The organism is Clostridium sp. C105KSO13, assembly GCF_001517425.1.
Taxonomy (GTDB): Bacteria; Bacillota; Clostridia; order Lachnospirales; family Lachnospiraceae; genus Muricomes.
The window spans coordinates 19,994-38,707 of the sequence record NZ_FBWL01000153.1 but is presented as its reverse complement, the minus strand read 5'-3'; the positions used below and the strand labels follow the sequence as shown (position 1 = coordinate 38,707).

Genomic DNA, 18,714 nt, shown 5'->3' with positions numbered 1-18,714 from the left:
CCTTTTTATAGTGATAATCACTTACTCTGTATTCATTACCAGTTTTTAGCCAAAAGGGTCTATTCCGGAATCAACATGAGTGGCAAGATATGTAATCAGCTCTTCCGGCGTTGGAATCTCATCTTCGCAGGGGATTTTTTTCCAACGCGCTTGGATATCAGGGTCTTGGTTACATAGCCCTGCAAGCATAGCCATGTTCATCTGTGACCGTATGTATTCCACGGTTTTTCCCTCTTTCATGGCAATTGTCCTTATCGCACGTTCTGCGTCAACTTTCTTTTTCATCTGCATAACCACCTATCCTAAAAATATTTATTTGACACATAGTGAATGTCAATACAGGTCTGATTTTAACATATACTTTCCTATATGACAATCAGTAGATGTCAATTTAGGAGGGCAATATGTATAAAAATAAAGCGATCGATGGATCAAACAATCTATGTGGACGGAAGATAAAACAGTTTCGGGAACGTATGCCCTTAAAACCTTCACAAAAGCAGTTTTCAGATATGCTGCAAATTGCAGGACTTGATGTGGATAAAAACGCCATACAGCGGATTGAGAGCGGTAAAAGATTTGTAACAGATATTGAGTTAAAAACAATCGCAAGAGTGCTGAATGTAAGCTACAGCGATTTATTAGATGAATAGAGAAGAACCGGACAGCGCAGCCAACGAATAATTGCTGCCATCAGCTCTGCATGGAGGTCATCACACAACAATATATAGCATTTTTATATTGAATCACACTACATATTGTGTTGTGTTAAAGTTGTATCAATTGTTTTGTGTTAATCCAACAGGATTTTACATGTTGTTTAGGTTTGTATAAAGTCAGTGGAATTTTTCTGCCCGTGGCAGTCCACTGACTTTTTTTATTTTGCATAATTGCAGCAATAAGAGAATGAATACTTCTGTGTCCATTCTCTTTTTTTGCGCCTGAACACAGGAAAGGAGGAGTGGCGAAATTCCAAGGAAGAACACAAAATGCAATGTTTCTGCAAGAAAGGAAAAATTTATATGAATGAACTAATTGAAAAAAACAAAGAGCTTGTACGTGTCCTAAACCATCATCGAAACGCATATTACAATTTGAATGCACCAAGCATCTCAGATAGGGAGTATGACTGTCTGTTCGACCAGTTGAAAAGGTTGGAGGAACAAAGCGGAATGATACTCTCTGATTCTCCCACACAGACTGTCGGCTATATTCCTATCAGTGAACTGAAAAAAGTAGAACTTGCAACGCCCTTATTGTCTCTTGATAAGACAAAGCAGGCACAAGAATTGTTTTCTTTCATAGGAAGCCGCGATGTGCTGCTTATGTTGAAGCTGGATGGTCTGACTGTGGAACTGGACTACGAGGGCGGCAAACTGATACGTGCCTGCACAAGAGGAGACGGAGTAATTGGAGAAGAAATCACTCATAATATACCCGCCTTTACAAATGTGCCCCTGACCATTCCTTATCAAAAACGGTTACGCATATCTGGCGAAGCGCTGATTTGCAAGGATGATTTTGAACGGCTGAAGCTTAGCCTTGTAGACAGCAATGGATAACCTTATCGGAATTCACGAAATCTATCATCTGGTTCGGTGCGATGCCTGAATCCGGGAACCTGTTCCAAGCGGCAGGTTCGCTTTTTGGCATTCAAAGTATTGGAAGGCTTAGATGAAAATCCAAGCTACGAAGATTCCAAAAGATACCGTCTGTATCAATTATGTAAGCAAGGTTTTCAAATATGCCCTTATATATTTAAGGATAATGCGGACTATACCTTGGAAGAACTGAAACATGATATTGACCAGCTTCAGGAACATGCAGAGCAAAGCCACCTTCCCATTGACGGGATTGTTGTATCCTATGACAGCATTTCCTATTCGGAAAGCTGCGGGCGCACTGGACGTTTTTACAAAGACGGACTGGCGTATAAGTTCGAGGACGAAACCTTTGAAAGCGTATTACGCGAAATCGAATGGACGCCGTCGCGTACCGGAGAGATAGCTCCTGTTGCCATCTTTGATACCGTAGAGATTGACGGATGTGAAGTATCAAGAGCCACGCTGCACAACCTGACCTTCATTAAAGATTTGGAATTAGTGCCGGGATGCCGCATTTTAGTGTCAAAGCGCAACATGATTATCCCACACATAGAAGATAATCTGGATCGGGGTTCTTATCAGGATTTTACCCCGCCCACCTGTCCCTGCTGTGGTGCAAAGACGCGGGTTTACTCCCGCGCTTCCAGCGATGGGCGTTTGATTGAAACACTGCACTGCGACAATCCGGACTGTGAGAGCCAGCTGCTACGACGCTTCGTGCATTTTGTAAGCAAAAAGGCCATGGATATCCGGGGACTGTCTTCTTCAACACTGGAGAAGTTTCTGGCAAACGGTTGGGTAACGTCTTTTCAAGATCTGTACCATCTGGAGCGACATAAGGAAGATATCTTAAAGCTGGATGGATTTGGCGAGGCCTCTTACCAGAACCTGCAAAATTCCATCTATGAGAGCCGGAAGACAACCTTTGTCCGTTACCTTGTAGCCATGGATATTCCGCTCATCGGGCGCACGATCAGCAGCCTGTTAGACACTGTATTTAATGGCAGTCTGGAGGACTTTGAAACTGCCGCCCTAAGTGGTTATGATTTTACAGCCATTGAAGGTATTGGGCCGGTCTTCAGCAACCATATACACAGCTGGTTTGCTGATGAAGAGAACCTTCGGTTATTCAGGACACTACAGACAGAAATGACATTTGAAGAAAGAAAGGAAAACACGATTATGAAAGAAAACATTTTTACAGGACGTACCATCGTAGCAACAGGCAAATTGGAGCATTTCACAAGAGATGAAATCAACACAAAGATTCTGGAACTGGGGGCAAAGCCTGGCAGTTCTGTGTCGAAGAAAACAGATTTCCTGATTGCCGGCGAAAAAGCGGGAAGCAAGCTTGCTAAGGCACAAACTCTCGGCATCCGCATTCTCTCAGAAGCGGAATTCCTGGAAATGATTGCTTAGGTGATATGTACTACAAAATGATAAGGATTCGTAGGGAGCGGCTTTTATATGCCGCTTCCTTTACAAATAACTGAAGGAGGTATCATTATGCTTTATACAAATACCGTAAAGTTCTATACTTATTCACAAATTGCTGAGTTCCGGGGGAATTATGCATTCCTCAGCAACTTCTATCATGCTCCAATCATCTATCGGGGACATAAATATGCGAACAATGAAGCCGCATTTCAGGCACAGAAAACAGTATTCGTAAGAGAACAGCAGCAATTTTATATGCCGCGCCTTACGGAGCCGGCTCTTGCCAAAAGACTTGGGCGAAGCGTCACTCTGCGCCCGGATTGGAATCAAGTAAAAATACCGATTATGTATGAAGTCTGCTTTGCCAAATTCCTACAGCATCCTGAACTGATGCAGGCATTGCTGGCAACAGGCGATACCTTGTTGATAGAAGGAAATACTTGGGGCGACCGTTTCTGGGGCTGCGTAGATGGCTTTGGTGAAAACCATCTGGGCAATATACTTATGGACATCCGCGGTAAATTAAACGCGGAATTAAGATGATTCTCTAAGAAGGCGGCATATGGCCTTCCGGATATCTCAAAATCGAAAAATCAAAAATGAATGGAGGACAACCATGAATCGTTTAGAAGAATACATGGATTTAAAAATTGGAATAGACACACCTTTTCGGTTTCACTGTACCCAATGCGGGGACTGTTGCATCAATCGGGATGATATTATTTTGACTGCAAAGGATTTATTTTTTATCGCGCAAAAATTAGGCAATACCCCTTATGAAACAGCCGCACAGAACGGTGAAGTTTATATCGGCAATACATCTCGGATTCCTATTATCAGACTTGCGCCGAAAGGACTGCTCCGGCATTGCCCTTTCTTGAAGGATAACAAATGCGCTGTTCACGATGTTAAGCCGACAGTATGCGCCACGTTTCCGATTGGACGAATGATAGAGCTGTCACCGGGTAAGTGCGGCGATGCTGCTTCCGAAGGCAGCCGGATTGAATATGTTTTTGTGAATCCCAGTTGCGGTGATCATTCAGAAACCCATACAGTCCGTGAATGGCTGGGACGTTTTGGCATGGACTTAGAAGATCCTTTCTTTATCACATGGTATGAGACAATCTCTGAATTGAGCATGCTTTTGCGAAAAGCTGAAGAATGCACTGACACAGAACGTATGGAGAAGTTAAGAGCAACCGTGTTTTATTACCTGTATCTCGATTATGATGTGACTCAGGATTTTTATGTGCAATTCCAATCGAATACCACTGTATTTATGAATGTCTTGAAGATGTATCTTCAGGAAGCAGATACAGACAAACTTTCCTGCAAAACTACATCTAAATAGTGAAACAGAGCCATCTTTTTGTGGATGGCTCTGTTTGTGTTACATTCCTCCATTACTGCCTCCTATATTCTGACCTGCAATCCGCTAAGAGCAACATTTGACAGACCTACCAGATACCAGTCTTTCGGGTACCTTAATTCGATACGGACCGGAATCCATTTTTCTTCTACTTTTACTTCAAAGCACTCTCCGCAGCAGAGTCCGCCATAGTACTCTTCTAATCCAAAACGAATATCATACCGTTTACTTGCCGTGTCAAAAATTAAGATGCCGTTTCTTGTTTCTCTCATCAAATTCCTCCTCCTTGCAAGATCTATTCCTTCTATAAAGAGTAATAGGCACATTATTGTTCCGATTGAAAATCTTCTGCATGTTCCTTGAGATACTGTGTGCGGTAGCGATAAAAGGTGGCAGACGACATCCCTAATTCTTTGCGTAGCGCTGTGGGCGTAAGCGTTCCTGCCACGACTCGTTCAAATGCCTGGGCAAAAGCCGCCTTATCCATGATATGTGGGCGTCCGTAGTCATCCCATTCTCCACGCAGCTTTTTTGCTTCAATGCCTTCCCTTTGCCGTTTTTCTTTTTTCTCTATTTCCGTCTCAGCAAATACGGCATAGACCTCAATCAGAAGGTTATTGATCGTTTCCATTATTAGAGCTGCCAATTTATTGTCCCAGTTGGAAAAATCCATGAGCGTCGTTGGAATTTCCAATATCATCACCCGCACCTTCCGGTCGCGGTAATATTCCAGCTCCTTTAATATCTGCCGCTTATTTCGCCCCAGCCGATCCAGCTCCGTAATGATTAATACATCTCCCGGCTGTATTCTTTTTTTCAGAAACTGATATTCTGGTCGGTCAAACTTCTTTCCGGTAAGCTGGTCTGTAAATATATCCAGAAGATTTATTTGGTTTTCCTCGCAGAATTTACTGATTTCCAATAGTCCCCGATCCAGGTGCTGCTCCTTTGTACTTGTCCTGTGGTATCCATAAACTGGCATGGTCAAATTCCCTTTCCTCTCCCAAAATGTATACACTTTTTTTGAGATATCTCAAAAATAGAAATGTGTACTTTTTGAGAGCAAAAAGCATATCGTTTATAGTAGCTTTAAAAAGTACACTTTTTGAGAGATATCCTTTTACTATTTCTGTACGTACCATGCCAAAAAAGTGCAACAAAAACTCCCAGAGAATGTTACTTCCCTGAGAGCGCTTCAAACTTATATCCAACACCGCGAACCGTATGAATATATCTTGGATGTCGCGGATCCGGCTCCATCTTCTTACGCAGGCTTCGGATAAGGCAGTAGATAAGATTGTCAATGTCCACGGCAAGTTCATCCTGATAGAGATGCTGAAACAGCTGTGTCTTCGTAAATACCTGTCCAGGCTGCTGTGCCAGATAGAGCAGTATATCAAATTCTGAACAAGAAAGTGAAATTTCCATATCATTTCGTAACACTTGCCGATGATGTGTTAGGATAACTAAACCATGAAAAAATAAGACTGGCGTAGTTTTAGCGGGAATCATAGTAATCTTCTTTTGCATCTAATCATAATCTTTCCAAAACTCTTCTACAGCCTGTTCGTCCCCCTCCTTATTGACTAGATAACTTATGCCATACCATCATCCGGAACAGTAGGCGAAGGTTCGGAACAATACAGACCTTATTTTCTCCTCGTAATTCAAAACCTTTTTAATTTAAAATCCAAAATAACATTTTGCATTTTTGTACGCAATTCCCGCCACAATCATCTCCAACATCTTTTCATCCTGTGGATACTCGCCATTTTCTACCCAGCCGCCAATCAGATCGCACATAATCCTGCGGAAGTATTCGTGTCTGGTATAAGATAAAAAGCTGCGGGAGTCTGTAAGCATTCCGATAAAGTTACCAAGCAACCCCTGATTGGCCAAAGACACCATCTGCTGAATCATCCCTGCCTTATTGTCGTTGAACCACCATGCAGAGCCCTGCTGGATTTTGCCAATCGCTGTGGCATCTTGAAAGCAGCCGATTACTGTGCCGATTACTGCATTGTCGTTTGGATTAAGCGAATATAATATTGTTTTTGGCAATGCGTCCTGCTCTGCCAATAGATTTAGATATTTTCCCATCTCAATGGCTGGGGCGTAGTTGTTAATGGCATCAATACCTGCATCTGGCCCAAGCTTCTGAAAGATTTTATGATTTAAATCTCTCTGCACTCCATAATGCAGCTGCATTACCCAGTTTTTCTCAGCATATGCTTTTCCCATCTCTATTAGAAATGCCGTCTTGTACTGCCTAATCTCACATCCTGTCAGTGACTCTCCACGCATGATTTTTTCGAATATACAGTCAATCTGCCACCGCGTGGCCGGCTCATACATGACATACTCCAGCCCATGATCCGATATACAGCATCCTGCGCTGTCAAAAAAGTCCATACGTTTTTTTAGTGCTTGAATTAAACTTTCAAAACTTTGAATCTTAATTCCACTTGTCTCTTCCAGCTTTTTCAGATAAAGTGCAAAATCATTTTTCTCAATATTCATGGCTTTATCAGGTCTCCATGTCGGGAGTACCTTTGCAGAAAATCCTTCTTCACTTAATTTTCTATGCCATTCTAAGGAATCTACAGGGTCATCCGTTGTACAGATAATTTCAACGTCTGACATCTCGATCATCTTGCGTGCTGTCAGGCCATTTTGAAGTTTTTCATTACACAGATTCCATACGTCTTCTGCAGTATCGCCACATAGGTATCCTTCATAGCCGAAATATTTTTTTAGCTCCATATGACTCCAGTGATATAGTGGATTTCCAATTGCTTTCTCCAAGGTTTCTGCCCATTTCTGGAATTTCTCCCGGTCAGATGCGTTACCTGTTATGTATTTTTCTTCCACACCATTGGAACGCATCTGACGCCACTTGTAGTGATCTCCTCCCAGCCATACCTGCGTAATGTTATTATATTTAACATCTTCATAGATTTCTCTTGGATTTAGATGACAATGATAATCTATAATCGGTTCTTTCTCCGCATAGTCATGGTACAGATGCTGTGCTGTTTCTGTTGTCAATAAAAACTCGTTATCCATGAATTTTTTCATATCTGCCTTCTTTCTTTTGAAAGTGTTTGTACACGAATAGAATTACCTTTGTACCCGTGCACCGGCACCACCCATGACTGCTTCTACTTCTCTTTTACTTGCCATAGTCGTATCGCCTGGTGTAGTCATTGCAAGAGCGCCGTGAGCCGCACCATAATTTACTGCAAGTTCTGCGTCCCCAGTTGTGATAAGTCCATAAATCAATCCCGAAGCGAAAGAGTCTCCGCCCCCTACTCGATCCATAATTTCTAACCCCTTATAATCCTTTGCCTTGTATATTTCTCCTCCTGCCCAGCAAAGAGCGCTCCAATCATTTACGGTAGCGGTCTTCACTTCACGAAGCGTAGTTGCCACTGCTATAAAATTCGGGTAAGTTTTCACTGCTTCGTTAATCATCTTTTTATAGCCGTCGATATTCAGTTCTTTAAGGTCCGCATCATTCCCTTCAACCTCAAATCCCAGACACGCCGTAAAATCTTCTTCATTGCCTATCATAACATCAACGTATTCTGCAATTTCTTTATTCACTTCCTGTGCTTTTTCCAAACCTCCGATAGCACTCCACATGGATGGACGGTAATTCAAGTCATATGATACAATCGTACCATATTTTTTGGCAGTTTTTATCGCTTCAAGAACAGTTTCGCATGCTTGTTCAGATAATGCTGCATAGATACCTCCTGTATGCAGCCAGCGGACACCAAGCGTCCCAAAGATATACTCAAAATCGAAATCTTTTGATGTCGCTTTGGAAATTGCAGTATTTGCCCGGTCAGAGCACCCTACTGCTCCACGTATTCCAAAACCTCTTTCTGTAAAATTAATTCCATTTCTGCACAGCCTTCCGATTCCATCTGACTGCATCCAGTGTATTAAAGATGTATCCACACCCCCTTGTAAAATGAAATCTTCCATGAGTCTGCCCACTTCATTTTCTGCAAATGCTGTTATAACCGCTGTTTTCATTCCAAAGCATCTGCGAAGGCCACGAACAACATTGTATTCTCCGCCGCCCTCCCATGCCCGAAAATTTCTTGCAGTCCGGATACGTCCTTCGCCTGGGTCTAATCGAAGCATAACTTCACCTAAAGAAACGGCGTCAAATGCACATTCCTCTTGGGGTCTTATTTGTAATTTCATGTCAACTTACCATCTCCTTATTTTGTTATTGCGAGTATATCCCATCATCCGCGGATTTCTTTTACAATATCAGCAGCTTGCCGTGTCAATTCCCTGATTTTTTCAAAATCATGGTTTTTAATTAAATTACTTTTTACCATCCAGCTTCCGCCACAGGCAAGGATTCTGTCATACGCCAGATATTCCCGTACATTTTCCGCATTGATTCCACCTGTCGGCATGAATTTTATCCCTGTATATGGAGCTGCTATTGCCTTGATCATCTTCAGTCCCCCAAGCTGCTCCGCCGGGAAAAATTTCACTACATCCAATCCATTTTCTATTGCTGCTTCTATCTCACTTGGCGTAGCAGTTCCTGGTGTTATGGCGATTTTTTTATCTATACAATATTTTACTATTTTGGGATTTAATCCCGGACTGACAATAAATTCAGCTCCGGCGCTTACAGCCCGTTCCACTTGCTCGGTTGTCAGAACTGTGCCTGCACCAATCAGCATATCTGGATATTTCTTACGCATAATACGAATACTTTCTTCTGCTGCCTCTGTCCGGAACGTAACCTCCGCGCATGGCAAACCTCCTTCACATAAAGCATCTGCCAGACTCTCTGCATCCTTGGAATCATCCAATACAACCACCGGTATAATACCGATTTTTTCAATTCGTTTTAAAATCTGATTCATATCCTTCCCCTTCGTTTTTTATATGGTGTATTTTTTCAATGTTGCACGTACAGCGCCTGTTCCGGCAGTTAATTCTTTAAAATACCGGCAAATCTTGTCCGCCATGCCCAATTCATACAAATCCACCCCAAAGATTTCCTGCTTTTCTAATATCGGGCGGAGTACTGCTTCCCCGTCAAATTCCTGCCCCAGCCTGATCTCTGATAAATACGGGCAAAGTGTTTCTGATAACGGATCCGGGCTTAACTCAAAGGCTGTCCCATTGTCATCCACCGCCATAAGATAGCGAAGCCATCCGGCGAAGACCAGCGGTATCATTTTTAAATCATTAATATCTTTCCCGGTCATCTGATAGTTCTTAATTGTTTCGCCAAAACGGATTGCTAATTTCTGTGAGGTATCGGTAGCAATACGCTGCGGCGTATCCGGCATAAAGGGATTCGGAATTCGTATATTTAACACCGTATCAATAAATTCTTTCGGATTAAGTATGCCCGGATTGATTACAACCGGAAGTCCTTCTTTGTATCCGATGATTTCCACCATCTTCTTTAACTCGGGGTCTTTCATCTCCTCTGATATCTTGGTGTATCCAAGCAGACACCCATAAACAGCCAGCGCCGTATGAAGAGGATTCAGACAAGTACATACTTTCATGCGTTCTACTTTATCTACTGTTTCTCTGTCTGTGAACATGACGCCGCCTTCGTCAAGCCTTGGCCTGCCATTTGGAAACAGGTCTTCAATGACGAGATACTCGCACTCCTCTGCATTTACAAATGGAGCAGCGTAAGTGTTCTTCGAGGTGATGACAGGTTCTAATCCTTCCAGACCATCCTCCCGAAGGATTTTCTCAACAGATGCGTCCGGTCTTGGTGTAATCTTATCAATCATGCTCCAGGGGAACGCCACTTTATCTTTGTTCTGAATATAGTCTGCAAATTCGCTCTCTACCAGTCCATTTACTGCCCACTGCTCCGCAAAGGCATTGACTGCTGCATACAGCTTGTCGCCATTATGGGAGCAGTTATCCGTACTTACCATTGCAATCGGCTTTTTCCCGGCAAGGTATCTTGTATATAAAAGGGATGCCACTTTTCCGATATAGCTTACCGGTTTCTCCGGTCCAGTCTTATAGTCACTTGCAACACCGGAAAGCACTTCTCCTTTGCCATCAACCAGACTATATCCTTTCTCGGTAATTGTAAATGTGGCAAGCTTCAAAGAATCCTTCTTGAAAATCTCTCTTAATCTTCCAAATTCTTCTGCGTTGTCTGAATCCAGAATACAAGATTCTGCAATACTTCCCACAACTGTTTTCTCAATACTTCCATCTGCCTTTAATGTTACAAGAATAGAATACTCTGCATGCGGGCGGTACATTTTTTCTACGATTTCGTAATCAAATCCTTCCGCCACGATAATTCCTGTATTCATCACCCCACGGTTCAAAAGGTTTTGCGCAATATTTGCCTGAAAAGCACGGAAGATATTCCCTGCACCAAAATGTATCCACTCTGGATTTTCTTTCGTTTTTTGAATCATCGCTTCTCTGTCATATGCCGGAAGCCGATACCCCTTTGATTGCCATTCTTCTCTATTTTCCATTATATTTTTATCTAATCTCATCTCACGCACCCTGCCTTCCAAGACGTTCTTCTGACTTCTCGATTGCTTCCCACAGACCATTCAGGTATGTTGCCCCAAGTGCACGGTCATAGAGTCCATAGCCCGGCATTGCGACTTCATCCCATATCATGCGTCCGTGATCAGGGCGTATGGGCCCGTCAAATCCAGTCTCATATAAGGCCCGCATAATCTCATACATATCAAAGGTACCGTCAGAAGAAAGATGCGCTGCTTCTTCAAAGTTTGTCGGTGAATGGAATTTTAAATTTCTCACATGTGCAAAATGGATTCTTCCTTTTAGGGAACGAATCATATCCGGAAGATTATTTTCTAAATTCGTTCCGTATGAACCAGAACAGAATGTCACTCCGTTGTGGGGATTATCCACCATTTTCATCATTCGTAAAATGTTTGCTTTATTAATAATGATACGAGGAAGTCCAAATACGCTCCATGCAGGGTCATCCGGATGAATGGCCATATTGATATCATACTGGTCGCAAACCGGCATGATTTTCTCAAGAAAATATTTTAAATTCTCAAAAAGCTTCTCATCATCAATGTCCTTGTACATATCAAACAAGTCTTTTACTTTCGCCATTCGTTCCGGCTCCCAGCCCGGCATAATTGTTCCATTCATATCGCCCGCGATAGAATCAAACATCTTTGTCGGATCCAATGCATCAACAGCTTCCTGCGTATATGCAAGTACAGTTGACCCATCTTCGCGTTCTCTTGCCAGTTCTGTACGTGTCCAGTCAAACACCGGCATAAAATTGTAACATACCAGGTGAATATCCTCTTTTCCAAGATTTTCTAATGTCTGAATGTAATTGTCTATATAGCGGTCTCTGTCTGCCGCGCCCGTCTTAATTGCATCGTGGATATTGACGCTTTCGATCCCTGATATATGAAGACCTGCTGCCTCTACTTCATCAATCATTGCTCGAATTCTTTCTCTGCTCCAGACCTCTCCCGGCTCCGTATCATATAAGGTAGTGATTACTCCCGTCACCCCCGGAATCTGACGGATTTGCTTTAATGTGACTGTGTCAAATTCTGCTCCGTACCATCTCAGTGTCATCTCCATATCTTATTTTCTCCTCGCGATTTCTTTTATTTTTTAAATTGACAGTGTATGATTTCCGGCACAAAGAATCTCTGTTTTTCCGTTTGGCAAAACTACTCTGGCCTCTGTATTTGGCGGAATCCGAATATGGAAAATCAGTGTCTCTCCTTCGTATCTCCAGCCGCTTGCAATCTCTCCTACCGGTGATTGATAAGATGCTTTTGCATACTGCATCAGTTTGTGCGGCATTGGATGAATGGTAATTTTATTTTCTTCCAGATGAATTCCGCACACACCCTGAAACAGCCAGCCACAGATGGCTCCATAAGAATAGTGATTCAAAGAAGCCTTCGGTTTGCCGCTTTCGTCAATTCCATCCCATCTTTCCCAGATGGTCGTTGCCTCTTTTTTTACTGCATACAGCCAGCTTGGCATCGTATCCTGCAACAGTAGTTTGTATGCGGTTTCGAGATATCCATACTCCGCCAATATGGGGCAGAGCAAGGGGGTAGACAAAAATCCCGTGTTCAGATGATATCCGTTATGGACAACCAACTGATTCAGCTCTGCTGCCGCCTGTTCTTTCTCCTCTTCACTCAATAAATCAAATGCGATGGCCCGCACATACTCTGCCTGCCTATCCGAATGGATTTTTCCGTCCTCTGTGGCAATATGCTTGAATGCTCTCTTTGCATTTGCTGCAATTTCGCGGTAATTTTCTGCATCCTCTTTTTTCCCGATTATCTCAGCTATTTCAGAAAGAAGTTTTCCTGAATATGCAAAATAAGCCGTTGCAACTTTCCCCTGCGGGGTGCGCATAGCCATGGTGCTCTCCACATCCGGCTCACACCATTCCCCATAGTCTACACCTGTCTCAATAGTATAGTTTCTGTGCGGATTCTTTTTTAACCGTTTAACCGGATTCAGCGGCTTCTGTTTTGCCCGGCTCTCCAGAAACCGATACCACTTCTGCATCATGTCATAATTTTCTTCCAATATGCGGATATCTCCTGTCCGTTTATACATCATATAAGGAACAATAATGGAGGCATCTCCCCAGCCCACAGAACCTGCCAGCATCCTGGAAAAGAAACTTGGTCTGTTGTTTTTCGGCGCAATATTGGAGACTTTTCCGTCCTCATACTGATTCAGCCGGCATTCCCCAAGCCATCTGCGAATCACCGGATAGCAGTCCGCAAGGAATAACCCGGTCTCTGCAAATACTCCCATATCTCCCGTCCACGCTGCCCGCTCTCTCGTGGGGCAGTCTGTTGGCACATCGCAGAAGTTGGATTTCTGACTCCAGATACTGTTCTGCACCAGTTGATTTACAGCCGCATCCGAACACTCAAAGGTACCCGTCTGCTCCATATCCGAATAAACTGCGATAGAAGTAAAACTGGCGTCTATCAAATCTATCTCTGTCTCAACTTTGGCATACCGAAAGCCCCAGATTGTAAAGCGGGACTTATAATGATTCCTACCCTCTTTGCAAATGCATGTTACTTTCTGCTCTGTTCCGCCTTCTTTATGCCGCTTGCGGTCCTGAAAGTTCTCTGCTGTAAAGTTGCCGTTTTCATCCAGCGTCTCCCCGTGTGTCAGGACGATTTTCGCTCCTTTGTGAGCCTGAACCGTAAATTCCACATATCCGGCCAGATTCTGTCCGTAATCAATAATCGTTTCTCCGTTTGGCGTCTGTATAATCTTCCCTTCGAATCTCTCCTGTTCTACAATGGGAAGGCTGTTAGAACATACAAAATTTTTCACACCGAATGTTTCTGTTTTCACCGGATGAAATTCCGTTAAATCTTCCATCCGCGCATCATAAGTCTCTCCCTGCTGCATATCGTTTTCCCGGAGAGGACCCTTCTGTGAGGCCAGCCAGTTCTCATCTGAAATACAGATAACCTCACCATCGGCCTCCAGCTGAAAGTAAAGTGCAATGTCCTCCCCGTATAGATTTCGGTCGCCATCCACACCGGAACAGCTTCGATACCAGCCATCCCCGAGGATTACCATAACCTCATTCTTTCCTTCTTTTAAAAGCCCTGTCACATCGTATGTCTGATAGGGCAGCGATTTATCATAGGAGCTTGTTCCCGGTGCAAGGACAAAGTTTCCCACCCTTTCTCCATTTATATATGCCTCATAAAGACCATGGCAGGTAATATAAAGTCTTGCATCAGACACTTTGCCTGCTTCAAAGGATGTTTTTAAATAACTCGCCGGTTTATGAACGGCCGGATCACACTCTAATTCCGGATTAATCCATTTTGCATGAAAATCAGCTTCCTCAAGAAGTCCCATCTCAAACATCGCCGGTTCGCTCCACGCGCCTGCCTCATCGTTTTCATCCCAGAGACGCACCTTCCATATGACATTTTGCCTGCTTTTCAAAACAGCTCCATATGTGGCGTGCATCTGGTTCGTACACACTTTTCCGCTTTTCCACACAGAGACTCCGCCGCTTGACGCCTCAACTTCATATGCGCTTTGTTTTTGTCCATCCGCACATATCCATGACAGATGTGGTTCTGTAATGTCTATGCCCATAGGATTTTTCATGTGCTCCGTCTTCAAATTAACTGCTTTCATAATCTGATAACCTTTCCTTTTGTGATTCCGTTTTCATTGTATGCGTCAACGCGGATAAAGTAATTCCGACCCTTTACCAGCGCCCCGATTCGCTTGTTTATCCTGGCATCACATCCCGTTTCCACGTCCCTGACACTGCGGTATATCTGGTAACTGTGATAGAGTTTCTCTTTCTCATGACCCCAGCAAATGTTATAACCAATGGCATCTCTCACCCCCTCGACAACCACCAGCAAATCCAGTTCATCCTCGCTTCTGCTCACCTCAAACACAGGCACATCCGGTTTTTCTCCCGTCCCAATTCCAAAGATACGAAGGCCGGAAATACAGGGCTCCACTCCATATGGAATCTCAATGACAGTAAGCCGCACATAACGAACCTGCAGGCCATTTTCACGCACGATAAAATCATGGGGCAAGTCTGTCTCAACCTTTGATTTGTCTTCTATTACGAAATACTCTTTTCCATCCAGTGAACCCTCCAGTTTCCATCTGGTCCGCAGATTTCTTTCCTCGATGTACCGGGGCTGTGTGGCAGTGCCTTTGATCTCTCCCGGTGATGAAATGGGAAGGTCATCATCTGCAAAGTTAATCTGCACTGCTCTCACATCCATCACCTTTTCCAAATCAACTTCTATCCATTCCCCGGGTTTAGAGCCTGCGGCTCTCCACCAGTTTTGTGCGTCTTCATTTACTGCTTTGTCTGCCCCCTTTCCTTCTGCTGTGGAAGATGCTCTGGCTGGTTTTGCATAACTCAGAAGATACCATTTTGGTTCGCTCCATGGGTCCATCTTTCCTTCCTCTACTGCTATGGGCCAGTCTCCATAATTCTGATTACAGAACAGTTCACCGTCTTTGTCAAATCCAGACGGCCAGATTCCCACCCGGCGTTCAAACTGATGGTTCACGCTGATTCTCATTGTGGAAGTGTGCCACAGATTTTCTTCTTTATCCCACATGGTGGAGCCGTGACCTGCTCCCGGCATAAATCCACCCGGATGATAGGAAAATGGATTGTTTGCTGCCAGCACGAATGGGCCAAGGGGTGAATCAGACACATATACACCGTCAGCGTAAGTATTATACTCGGTTCCCGGACATGCATACTGAAGATAATATCTTCCCTCATACTTATCCATCCACGGTCCTTCAATAAAAGGCATTCTTGTAAACATCCCTCTGATCTGCGGTGCATACACTTTCGGAAGCTGTTCCTCTGTCATATTACTTTGTTTCAGGAATCCCTGAAACATCATCTCCACCTCTTCCTCACTGCGGGGAAACTCACAATGGTCAATCCCCATCCGCTCATATCCTCTCTCATAGGGATTCCCCTCTATTACAACTTTCCTCTCAGTCTTTGGAAGCATAGTCTCAGATTCCAGCTCCACGCCCCATACCGGGGTAACATTGGAACAGCCCCAGTAAAAATAGATTTTTCCGTCTTCATCAAAAAACAAATTAGGATCCCAAAAATCAAAACTCCCCTGAATCTCCTCATAGGGTCCCCTGATAATATCTTTGGTCCGGTAATAATTGCAGATTTCTCCCTTTCTTGATGCGCTGAAATACACATAGTCTCCGCATACTCTTACATCAGGCGCATAATCATAAAGAGGAAGATTCTCTGGAAGGGCATATGATTCCCAGTTCACCATATCTTCCGACATCCAGACGCTCAGATTCATGGATGCAAAAATGTAATATTTCCCTTTAAACTGAATCATGGATGGATCGGCTGCCTCCCGGTCGATTTGAAGCCTCCCCTGAGAGCGCGGATCCATATTAAATTGATAACGGTATGGTACATTAATTGGATTACAATAATATTTCATATGTGGCTTCCTTTCTATGTAAAATTAGTCTCTTTTGCTTATAACAGACTCCCCAAATATTTCAGACTTGGTTTTGCAGTTCTCTTCTGCGTAGTTCTGTCAACGGCAATCAGACCAAAGGTCATGGAATACCCTTTCTGCCACTCAAAGTTATCCATCAGTGACCAGTACATATATCCGGTTACCGGAATACCGTCTGCGATACAATTCGCCACGCCGTCTGTGGCCTTATTAATAAAATCCACACGCACGGTATCATCATCGACTGCAATACCGTTTTCCGTTACCATAATCGGCATCTTCAATTCTTTGTAAACTCTACGGATACACGCTTCCAATGCCTGGGGATAGATTTCGTAGTCCATCTGTGTCAGTTTTGCATTCTCCGGCGTGGCACAAATTCCATTCTCATCGATGATGGAACGTGTATAGTTCTGAAGTCCAAAGAAATCATCTTCTTTTATGTAAGGCAGATAGTGTAAAAACTCTTCGTTCCATTCCTCTTCCGCCCGTTTTTCACCGCCCTCTTTCGCCTGGATATCATGAAGGGAAAGTGTGACTCCCACCTGAAGTTCAGGATGAATCTCCTTGATTGCTTTTTTTGCGGCCTGATGGGCTTTCATTACTAGAATATCACCTTCCGGGGTTCTGCCGCTTACAAATACCTGTGGTGTTGCTGTACCGAATACTTCCGTATTTTCCTGTGCCTGTTTCTGCATGTTTTCCATCATCTTCTGCATATTCAGGCCAACCTGCACGGTTCCTTCTGTACTCTTAGCCGCCTCTTCGCCGGCGCTTGATGCTGCCCCCTGCTGCATCTTCGCCATCATCTGTGCTTGATACCTTGCAGAAATGGCCGCAATCTGGAGCCCCATATTTGCTTCATTGATTGTACATACATAATGCATATAGGAACCCAATTTTTCTACCACATATTTACAGTAATTTGCAAATAATCCGATTGTCTCTTCATTTTCCCAGCCGCCCTCATCAATCAGCCATTTTGGCGAAGTGAAATGCAGTAACGTAACAACCGGCTCAATTCCATGATTCTTACAGCATTCCAATACTTTACGGTAATGTTCGACCTCATTCTCGTCAAATTCACCTTTTCTGGGCTCAATTCTTGCCCATTCAATAGAAAAACGATATGCATTCAGTCCTGCTTCTGCCATCATTTTAATATCTTCTTCATAGCGGTTATAATGATCCACTGCATCCAGTGAGGGTTCTGCAAAAGAAGTATATTTCATATGCTCCATTGTCCAGTAGTCACTGTTCTTATTGTTTCCTTCCACCTGATGTGCGGCAGTTGCGGCCCCCATTAAAAATCCATTTCCAAATTTACCCATAATCCGTCTCCTTTTTCTACTGATAAATTAATTGCTGTCTTTTATGCTGTTACATATATTTTTTTAAAAATTCTGCGCTAAGCTGCAGTGATTTCACCGGTGATTTCTCCGCCCAGTTCTTATGGCTTTCAAGGATGACTGCATCCACGTCCACATCCAATGCCTGTTTTATCAACTCTTCCAGATTCATATTCCCGTATCCCAGTTCCATACTGTCGGATTTGAGAATCGGTGTCATGGACGGCCCGCTTACCTTTGTTCCCCGGTCATTAATATGATAGAGCTTCATCCGCCCTCCCAGTTTTTTCATAAGAGTGATTGCCGATACTCCCGCTTCCGTGGGCCAGTAAGAATCCAGCTCAAAGTTCACATATTTCGGATTTGTCTCTTCTATTATCATATCGTATGCTGTTTTCCCCGGTGCCACTTTTCGGAATTCGCAGTTGTGGTTATGGTATAAAAGCTGTATTCCTGAATTCTTAAGTAGTTCCCCGGAATGATTCAAATCCTCTGTCAGTTTCCCAACTGCCGCTTTGTCCGAATAATCAAAACGATACATTCCTGTAATCACAATTTTGTCTGTTCCAAATTTTTCTGCTTCTGCAATGACCGTCTCCGGTTCTCTCTGAATCGTGCCCAAATCTTCATGAATGCTTACGCAGCAAAGACCAGCCTCATCAAGTAATTTCTTCCAGTCAAAGCGTCCGCCTTTTCCAACCGGCATTCCGCCCGCTTTGGTCATGATTCTGACAAGGAATGAAGTGGGGCGTATCATAAACCCATTCAATTCAATTCCATCATAACCTGCCGCCTTTATTTGTTTTAATGTCTCCAGCGCCTGTGCCTCATTTTTCGTGACTGTTCCAAGCATAATCTGCTGAACTGCTTTTTTTGCCATACGATTCCATCCTCTTTCTTTCAGA

The 18,714-nt window shown here is 43.5% G+C and carries 17 protein-coding genes and 1 pseudogene; 5 read left to right on the top strand and 13 right to left on the bottom strand.

Annotated elements, in window-relative coordinates; all coding sequences use genetic code 11:
- Window positions 1-45: 45 nt before the first annotated feature.
- Window positions 46-285, bottom strand: a complete 240-nt coding sequence (locus tag BN3456_RS04340; RefSeq protein WP_089982913.1) for a hypothetical protein — start codon at window positions 283-285, stop codon at window positions 46-48.
- A 119-nt stretch (window positions 286-404) separates the two neighbouring features.
- Here BN3456_RS04340 and BN3456_RS04335 point away from each other — a divergent pair, with 119 nt between their 5' ends.
- The 5 genes and pseudogenes from BN3456_RS04335 (at window position 405) to BN3456_RS04320 (ending at window position 4,392) form a co-directional block, all read left to right on the top strand.
- Window positions 405-653, top strand: coding sequence for a helix-turn-helix domain-containing protein (locus tag BN3456_RS04335; protein ID WP_089982912.1), 249 nt, complete (start codon window positions 405-407; stop codon window positions 651-653).
- A 336-nt stretch (window positions 654-989) separates the two neighbouring features.
- Window positions 990-2,156: pseudogene (locus BN3456_RS16560) on the top strand (NAD-dependent DNA ligase LigA); the annotation flags it as partial.
- Window positions 2,139-3,023 carry a BRCT domain-containing protein gene (locus BN3456_RS16555; RefSeq protein WP_347457791.1) on the top strand — a complete coding sequence of 295 codons (885 nt, stop codon included), beginning with the start codon at window positions 2,139-2,141 and terminating at the stop codon, window positions 3,021-3,023. The pseudogene BN3456_RS16560 and the gene BN3456_RS16555, both read left to right, overlap by 18 nt.
- A gap of 87 nt (window positions 3,024-3,110) precedes the next feature.
- A complete protein-coding gene (locus BN3456_RS04325) occupies window positions 3,111-3,584 on the top strand; it encodes an NADAR family protein (RefSeq protein WP_089982911.1) in 474 nt (157 codons plus the stop codon).
- Window positions 3,585-3,657: 73 nt separating this feature from the next.
- Window positions 3,658-4,392 carry a YkgJ family cysteine cluster protein gene (locus BN3456_RS04320; RefSeq protein ID WP_176699095.1) on the top strand — a complete coding sequence of 245 codons (735 nt, stop codon included), beginning with the start codon at window positions 3,658-3,660 and terminating at the stop codon, window positions 4,390-4,392.
- 62 nt (window positions 4,393-4,454) lie between these two features.
- Here the strand turns inward: BN3456_RS04320 and BN3456_RS04315 are convergent, their stop codons facing one another.
- The 12 genes from BN3456_RS04315 to BN3456_RS04260 form a co-directional block, all read right to left on the bottom strand.
- Window positions 4,455-4,682 (bottom strand): DUF5348 domain-containing protein, encoded by a 228-nt coding sequence (locus BN3456_RS04315; protein ID WP_089982909.1) that lies wholly within the window; start codon window positions 4,680-4,682, stop codon window positions 4,455-4,457.
- Between the two features lie 53 nt (window positions 4,683-4,735).
- Window positions 4,736-5,392 carry a recombinase family protein gene (locus tag BN3456_RS04310; protein WP_089982908.1) on the bottom strand — a complete coding sequence of 219 codons (657 nt, stop codon included), beginning with the start codon at window positions 5,390-5,392 and terminating at the stop codon, window positions 4,736-4,738.
- A 194-nt stretch (window positions 5,393-5,586) separates the two neighbouring features.
- The gene (locus BN3456_RS04305; protein WP_176699094.1) at window positions 5,587-5,838 is read right to left on the bottom strand and encodes a winged helix-turn-helix domain-containing protein; all 252 of its coding nucleotides are present in this window, start codon (window positions 5,836-5,838) and stop codon (window positions 5,587-5,589) included.
- A 255-nt stretch (window positions 5,839-6,093) separates the two neighbouring features.
- On the bottom strand, window positions 6,094-7,488 hold the full coding sequence (uxaC, locus tag BN3456_RS04300) for a glucuronate isomerase (protein ID WP_089982906.1): 1,395 nt from the start codon (window positions 7,486-7,488) through the stop codon (window positions 6,094-6,096).
- Between the two features lie 42 nt (window positions 7,489-7,530).
- Complete coding sequence (locus BN3456_RS04295) at window positions 7,531-8,628, bottom strand: sugar kinase (protein WP_089982905.1); 1,098 nt, start codon at window positions 8,626-8,628, stop codon at window positions 7,531-7,533.
- A gap of 44 nt (window positions 8,629-8,672) precedes the next feature.
- Complete coding sequence (locus BN3456_RS04290) at window positions 8,673-9,311, bottom strand: bifunctional 4-hydroxy-2-oxoglutarate aldolase/2-dehydro-3-deoxy-phosphogluconate aldolase (protein ID WP_089982904.1); 639 nt, start codon at window positions 9,309-9,311, stop codon at window positions 8,673-8,675.
- 18 nt (window positions 9,312-9,329) lie between these two features.
- Window positions 9,330-10,940: a mannitol dehydrogenase family protein gene (locus BN3456_RS04285; RefSeq protein WP_089982903.1), complete on the bottom strand. Its 1,611-nt coding sequence runs from the start codon at window positions 10,938-10,940 to the stop codon at window positions 9,330-9,332.
- 1 nt (window position 10,941) lies between these two features.
- Entirely contained in the window at window positions 10,942-12,030 is a 1,089-nt protein-coding gene (gene uxuA, locus BN3456_RS04280) for a mannonate dehydratase (RefSeq protein ID WP_089982902.1), read from the bottom strand.
- A gap of 33 nt (window positions 12,031-12,063) precedes the next feature.
- A complete protein-coding gene (locus tag BN3456_RS04275) occupies window positions 12,064-14,604 on the bottom strand; it encodes a family 78 glycoside hydrolase catalytic domain (protein ID WP_089982901.1) in 2,541 nt (846 codons plus the stop codon).
- The gene (locus BN3456_RS04270; RefSeq protein ID WP_089982900.1) at window positions 14,601-16,439 is read right to left on the bottom strand and encodes a family 43 glycosylhydrolase; all 1,839 of its coding nucleotides are present in this window, start codon (window positions 16,437-16,439) and stop codon (window positions 14,601-14,603) included. The genes BN3456_RS04275 and BN3456_RS04270 overlap by 4 nt, the downstream gene beginning before the upstream one ends.
- A gap of 38 nt (window positions 16,440-16,477) precedes the next feature.
- On the bottom strand, window positions 16,478-17,791 hold the full coding sequence (locus BN3456_RS04265) for a glycoside hydrolase family 1 protein (protein WP_089982899.1): 1,314 nt from the start codon (window positions 17,789-17,791) through the stop codon (window positions 16,478-16,480).
- 49 nt (window positions 17,792-17,840) lie between these two features.
- Window positions 17,841-18,689, bottom strand: coding sequence for a sugar phosphate isomerase/epimerase family protein (locus BN3456_RS04260; protein ID WP_089982937.1), 849 nt, complete (start codon window positions 18,687-18,689; stop codon window positions 17,841-17,843).
- Window positions 18,690-18,714 lie beyond the last annotated feature (25 nt).

What these genes read in the sequence shown, in the direction of transcription:
- BN3456_RS04275 (WP_089982901.1), bottom strand. Translation starts at nt 14,604, where the DNA reads ATGAAAGCAGTTAATTTGAAGACGGAGCACATGAAAAATCCTATGGGC.
- BN3456_RS16555 (WP_347457791.1), top strand. Translation starts at nt 2,139, where the DNA reads ATGATTATCCCACACATAGAAGATAATCTGGATCGGGGTTCTTATCAG.
- uxaC (WP_089982906.1), bottom strand. Translation starts at nt 7,488, where the DNA reads ATGAAAAAATTCATGGATAACGAGTTTTTATTGACAACAGAAACAGCA.
- BN3456_RS04265 (WP_089982899.1), bottom strand. Translation starts at nt 17,791, where the DNA reads ATGGGTAAATTTGGAAATGGATTTTTAATGGGGGCCGCAACTGCCGCA.
- BN3456_RS04335 (WP_089982912.1), top strand. Translation starts at nt 405, where the DNA reads ATGTATAAAAATAAAGCGATCGATGGATCAAACAATCTATGTGGACGG.
- BN3456_RS04305 (WP_176699094.1), bottom strand. Translation starts at nt 5,838, where the DNA reads ATGGAAATTTCACTTTCTTGTTCAGAATTTGATATACTGCTCTATCTG.
- BN3456_RS04285 (WP_089982903.1), bottom strand. Translation starts at nt 10,940, where the DNA reads ATGAGATTAGATAAAAATATAATGGAAAATAGAGAAGAATGGCAATCA.
- BN3456_RS04290 (WP_089982904.1), bottom strand. Translation starts at nt 9,311, where the DNA reads ATGAATCAGATTTTAAAACGAATTGAAAAAATCGGTATTATACCGGTG.
- uxuA (WP_089982902.1), bottom strand. Translation starts at nt 12,030, where the DNA reads ATGGAGATGACACTGAGATGGTACGGAGCAGAATTTGACACAGTCACA.
- BN3456_RS04310 (WP_089982908.1), bottom strand. Translation starts at nt 5,392, where the DNA reads ATGCCAGTTTATGGATACCACAGGACAAGTACAAAGGAGCAGCACCTG.
- BN3456_RS04295 (WP_089982905.1), bottom strand. Translation starts at nt 8,628, where the DNA reads ATGAAATTACAAATAAGACCCCAAGAGGAATGTGCATTTGACGCCGTT.
- BN3456_RS04315 (WP_089982909.1), bottom strand. Translation starts at nt 4,682, where the DNA reads ATGAGAGAAACAAGAAACGGCATCTTAATTTTTGACACGGCAAGTAAA.
- BN3456_RS04320 (WP_176699095.1), top strand. Translation starts at nt 3,658, where the DNA reads ATGAATCGTTTAGAAGAATACATGGATTTAAAAATTGGAATAGACACA.
- BN3456_RS04260 (WP_089982937.1), bottom strand. Translation starts at nt 18,689, where the DNA reads ATGGCAAAAAAAGCAGTTCAGCAGATTATGCTTGGAACAGTCACGAAA.
- BN3456_RS04325 (WP_089982911.1), top strand. Translation starts at nt 3,111, where the DNA reads ATGCTTTATACAAATACCGTAAAGTTCTATACTTATTCACAAATTGCT.
- BN3456_RS04270 (WP_089982900.1), bottom strand. Translation starts at nt 16,439, where the DNA reads ATGAAATATTATTGTAATCCAATTAATGTACCATACCGTTATCAATTT.
- BN3456_RS04340 (WP_089982913.1), bottom strand. Translation starts at nt 285, where the DNA reads ATGAAAAAGAAAGTTGACGCAGAACGTGCGATAAGGACAATTGCCATG.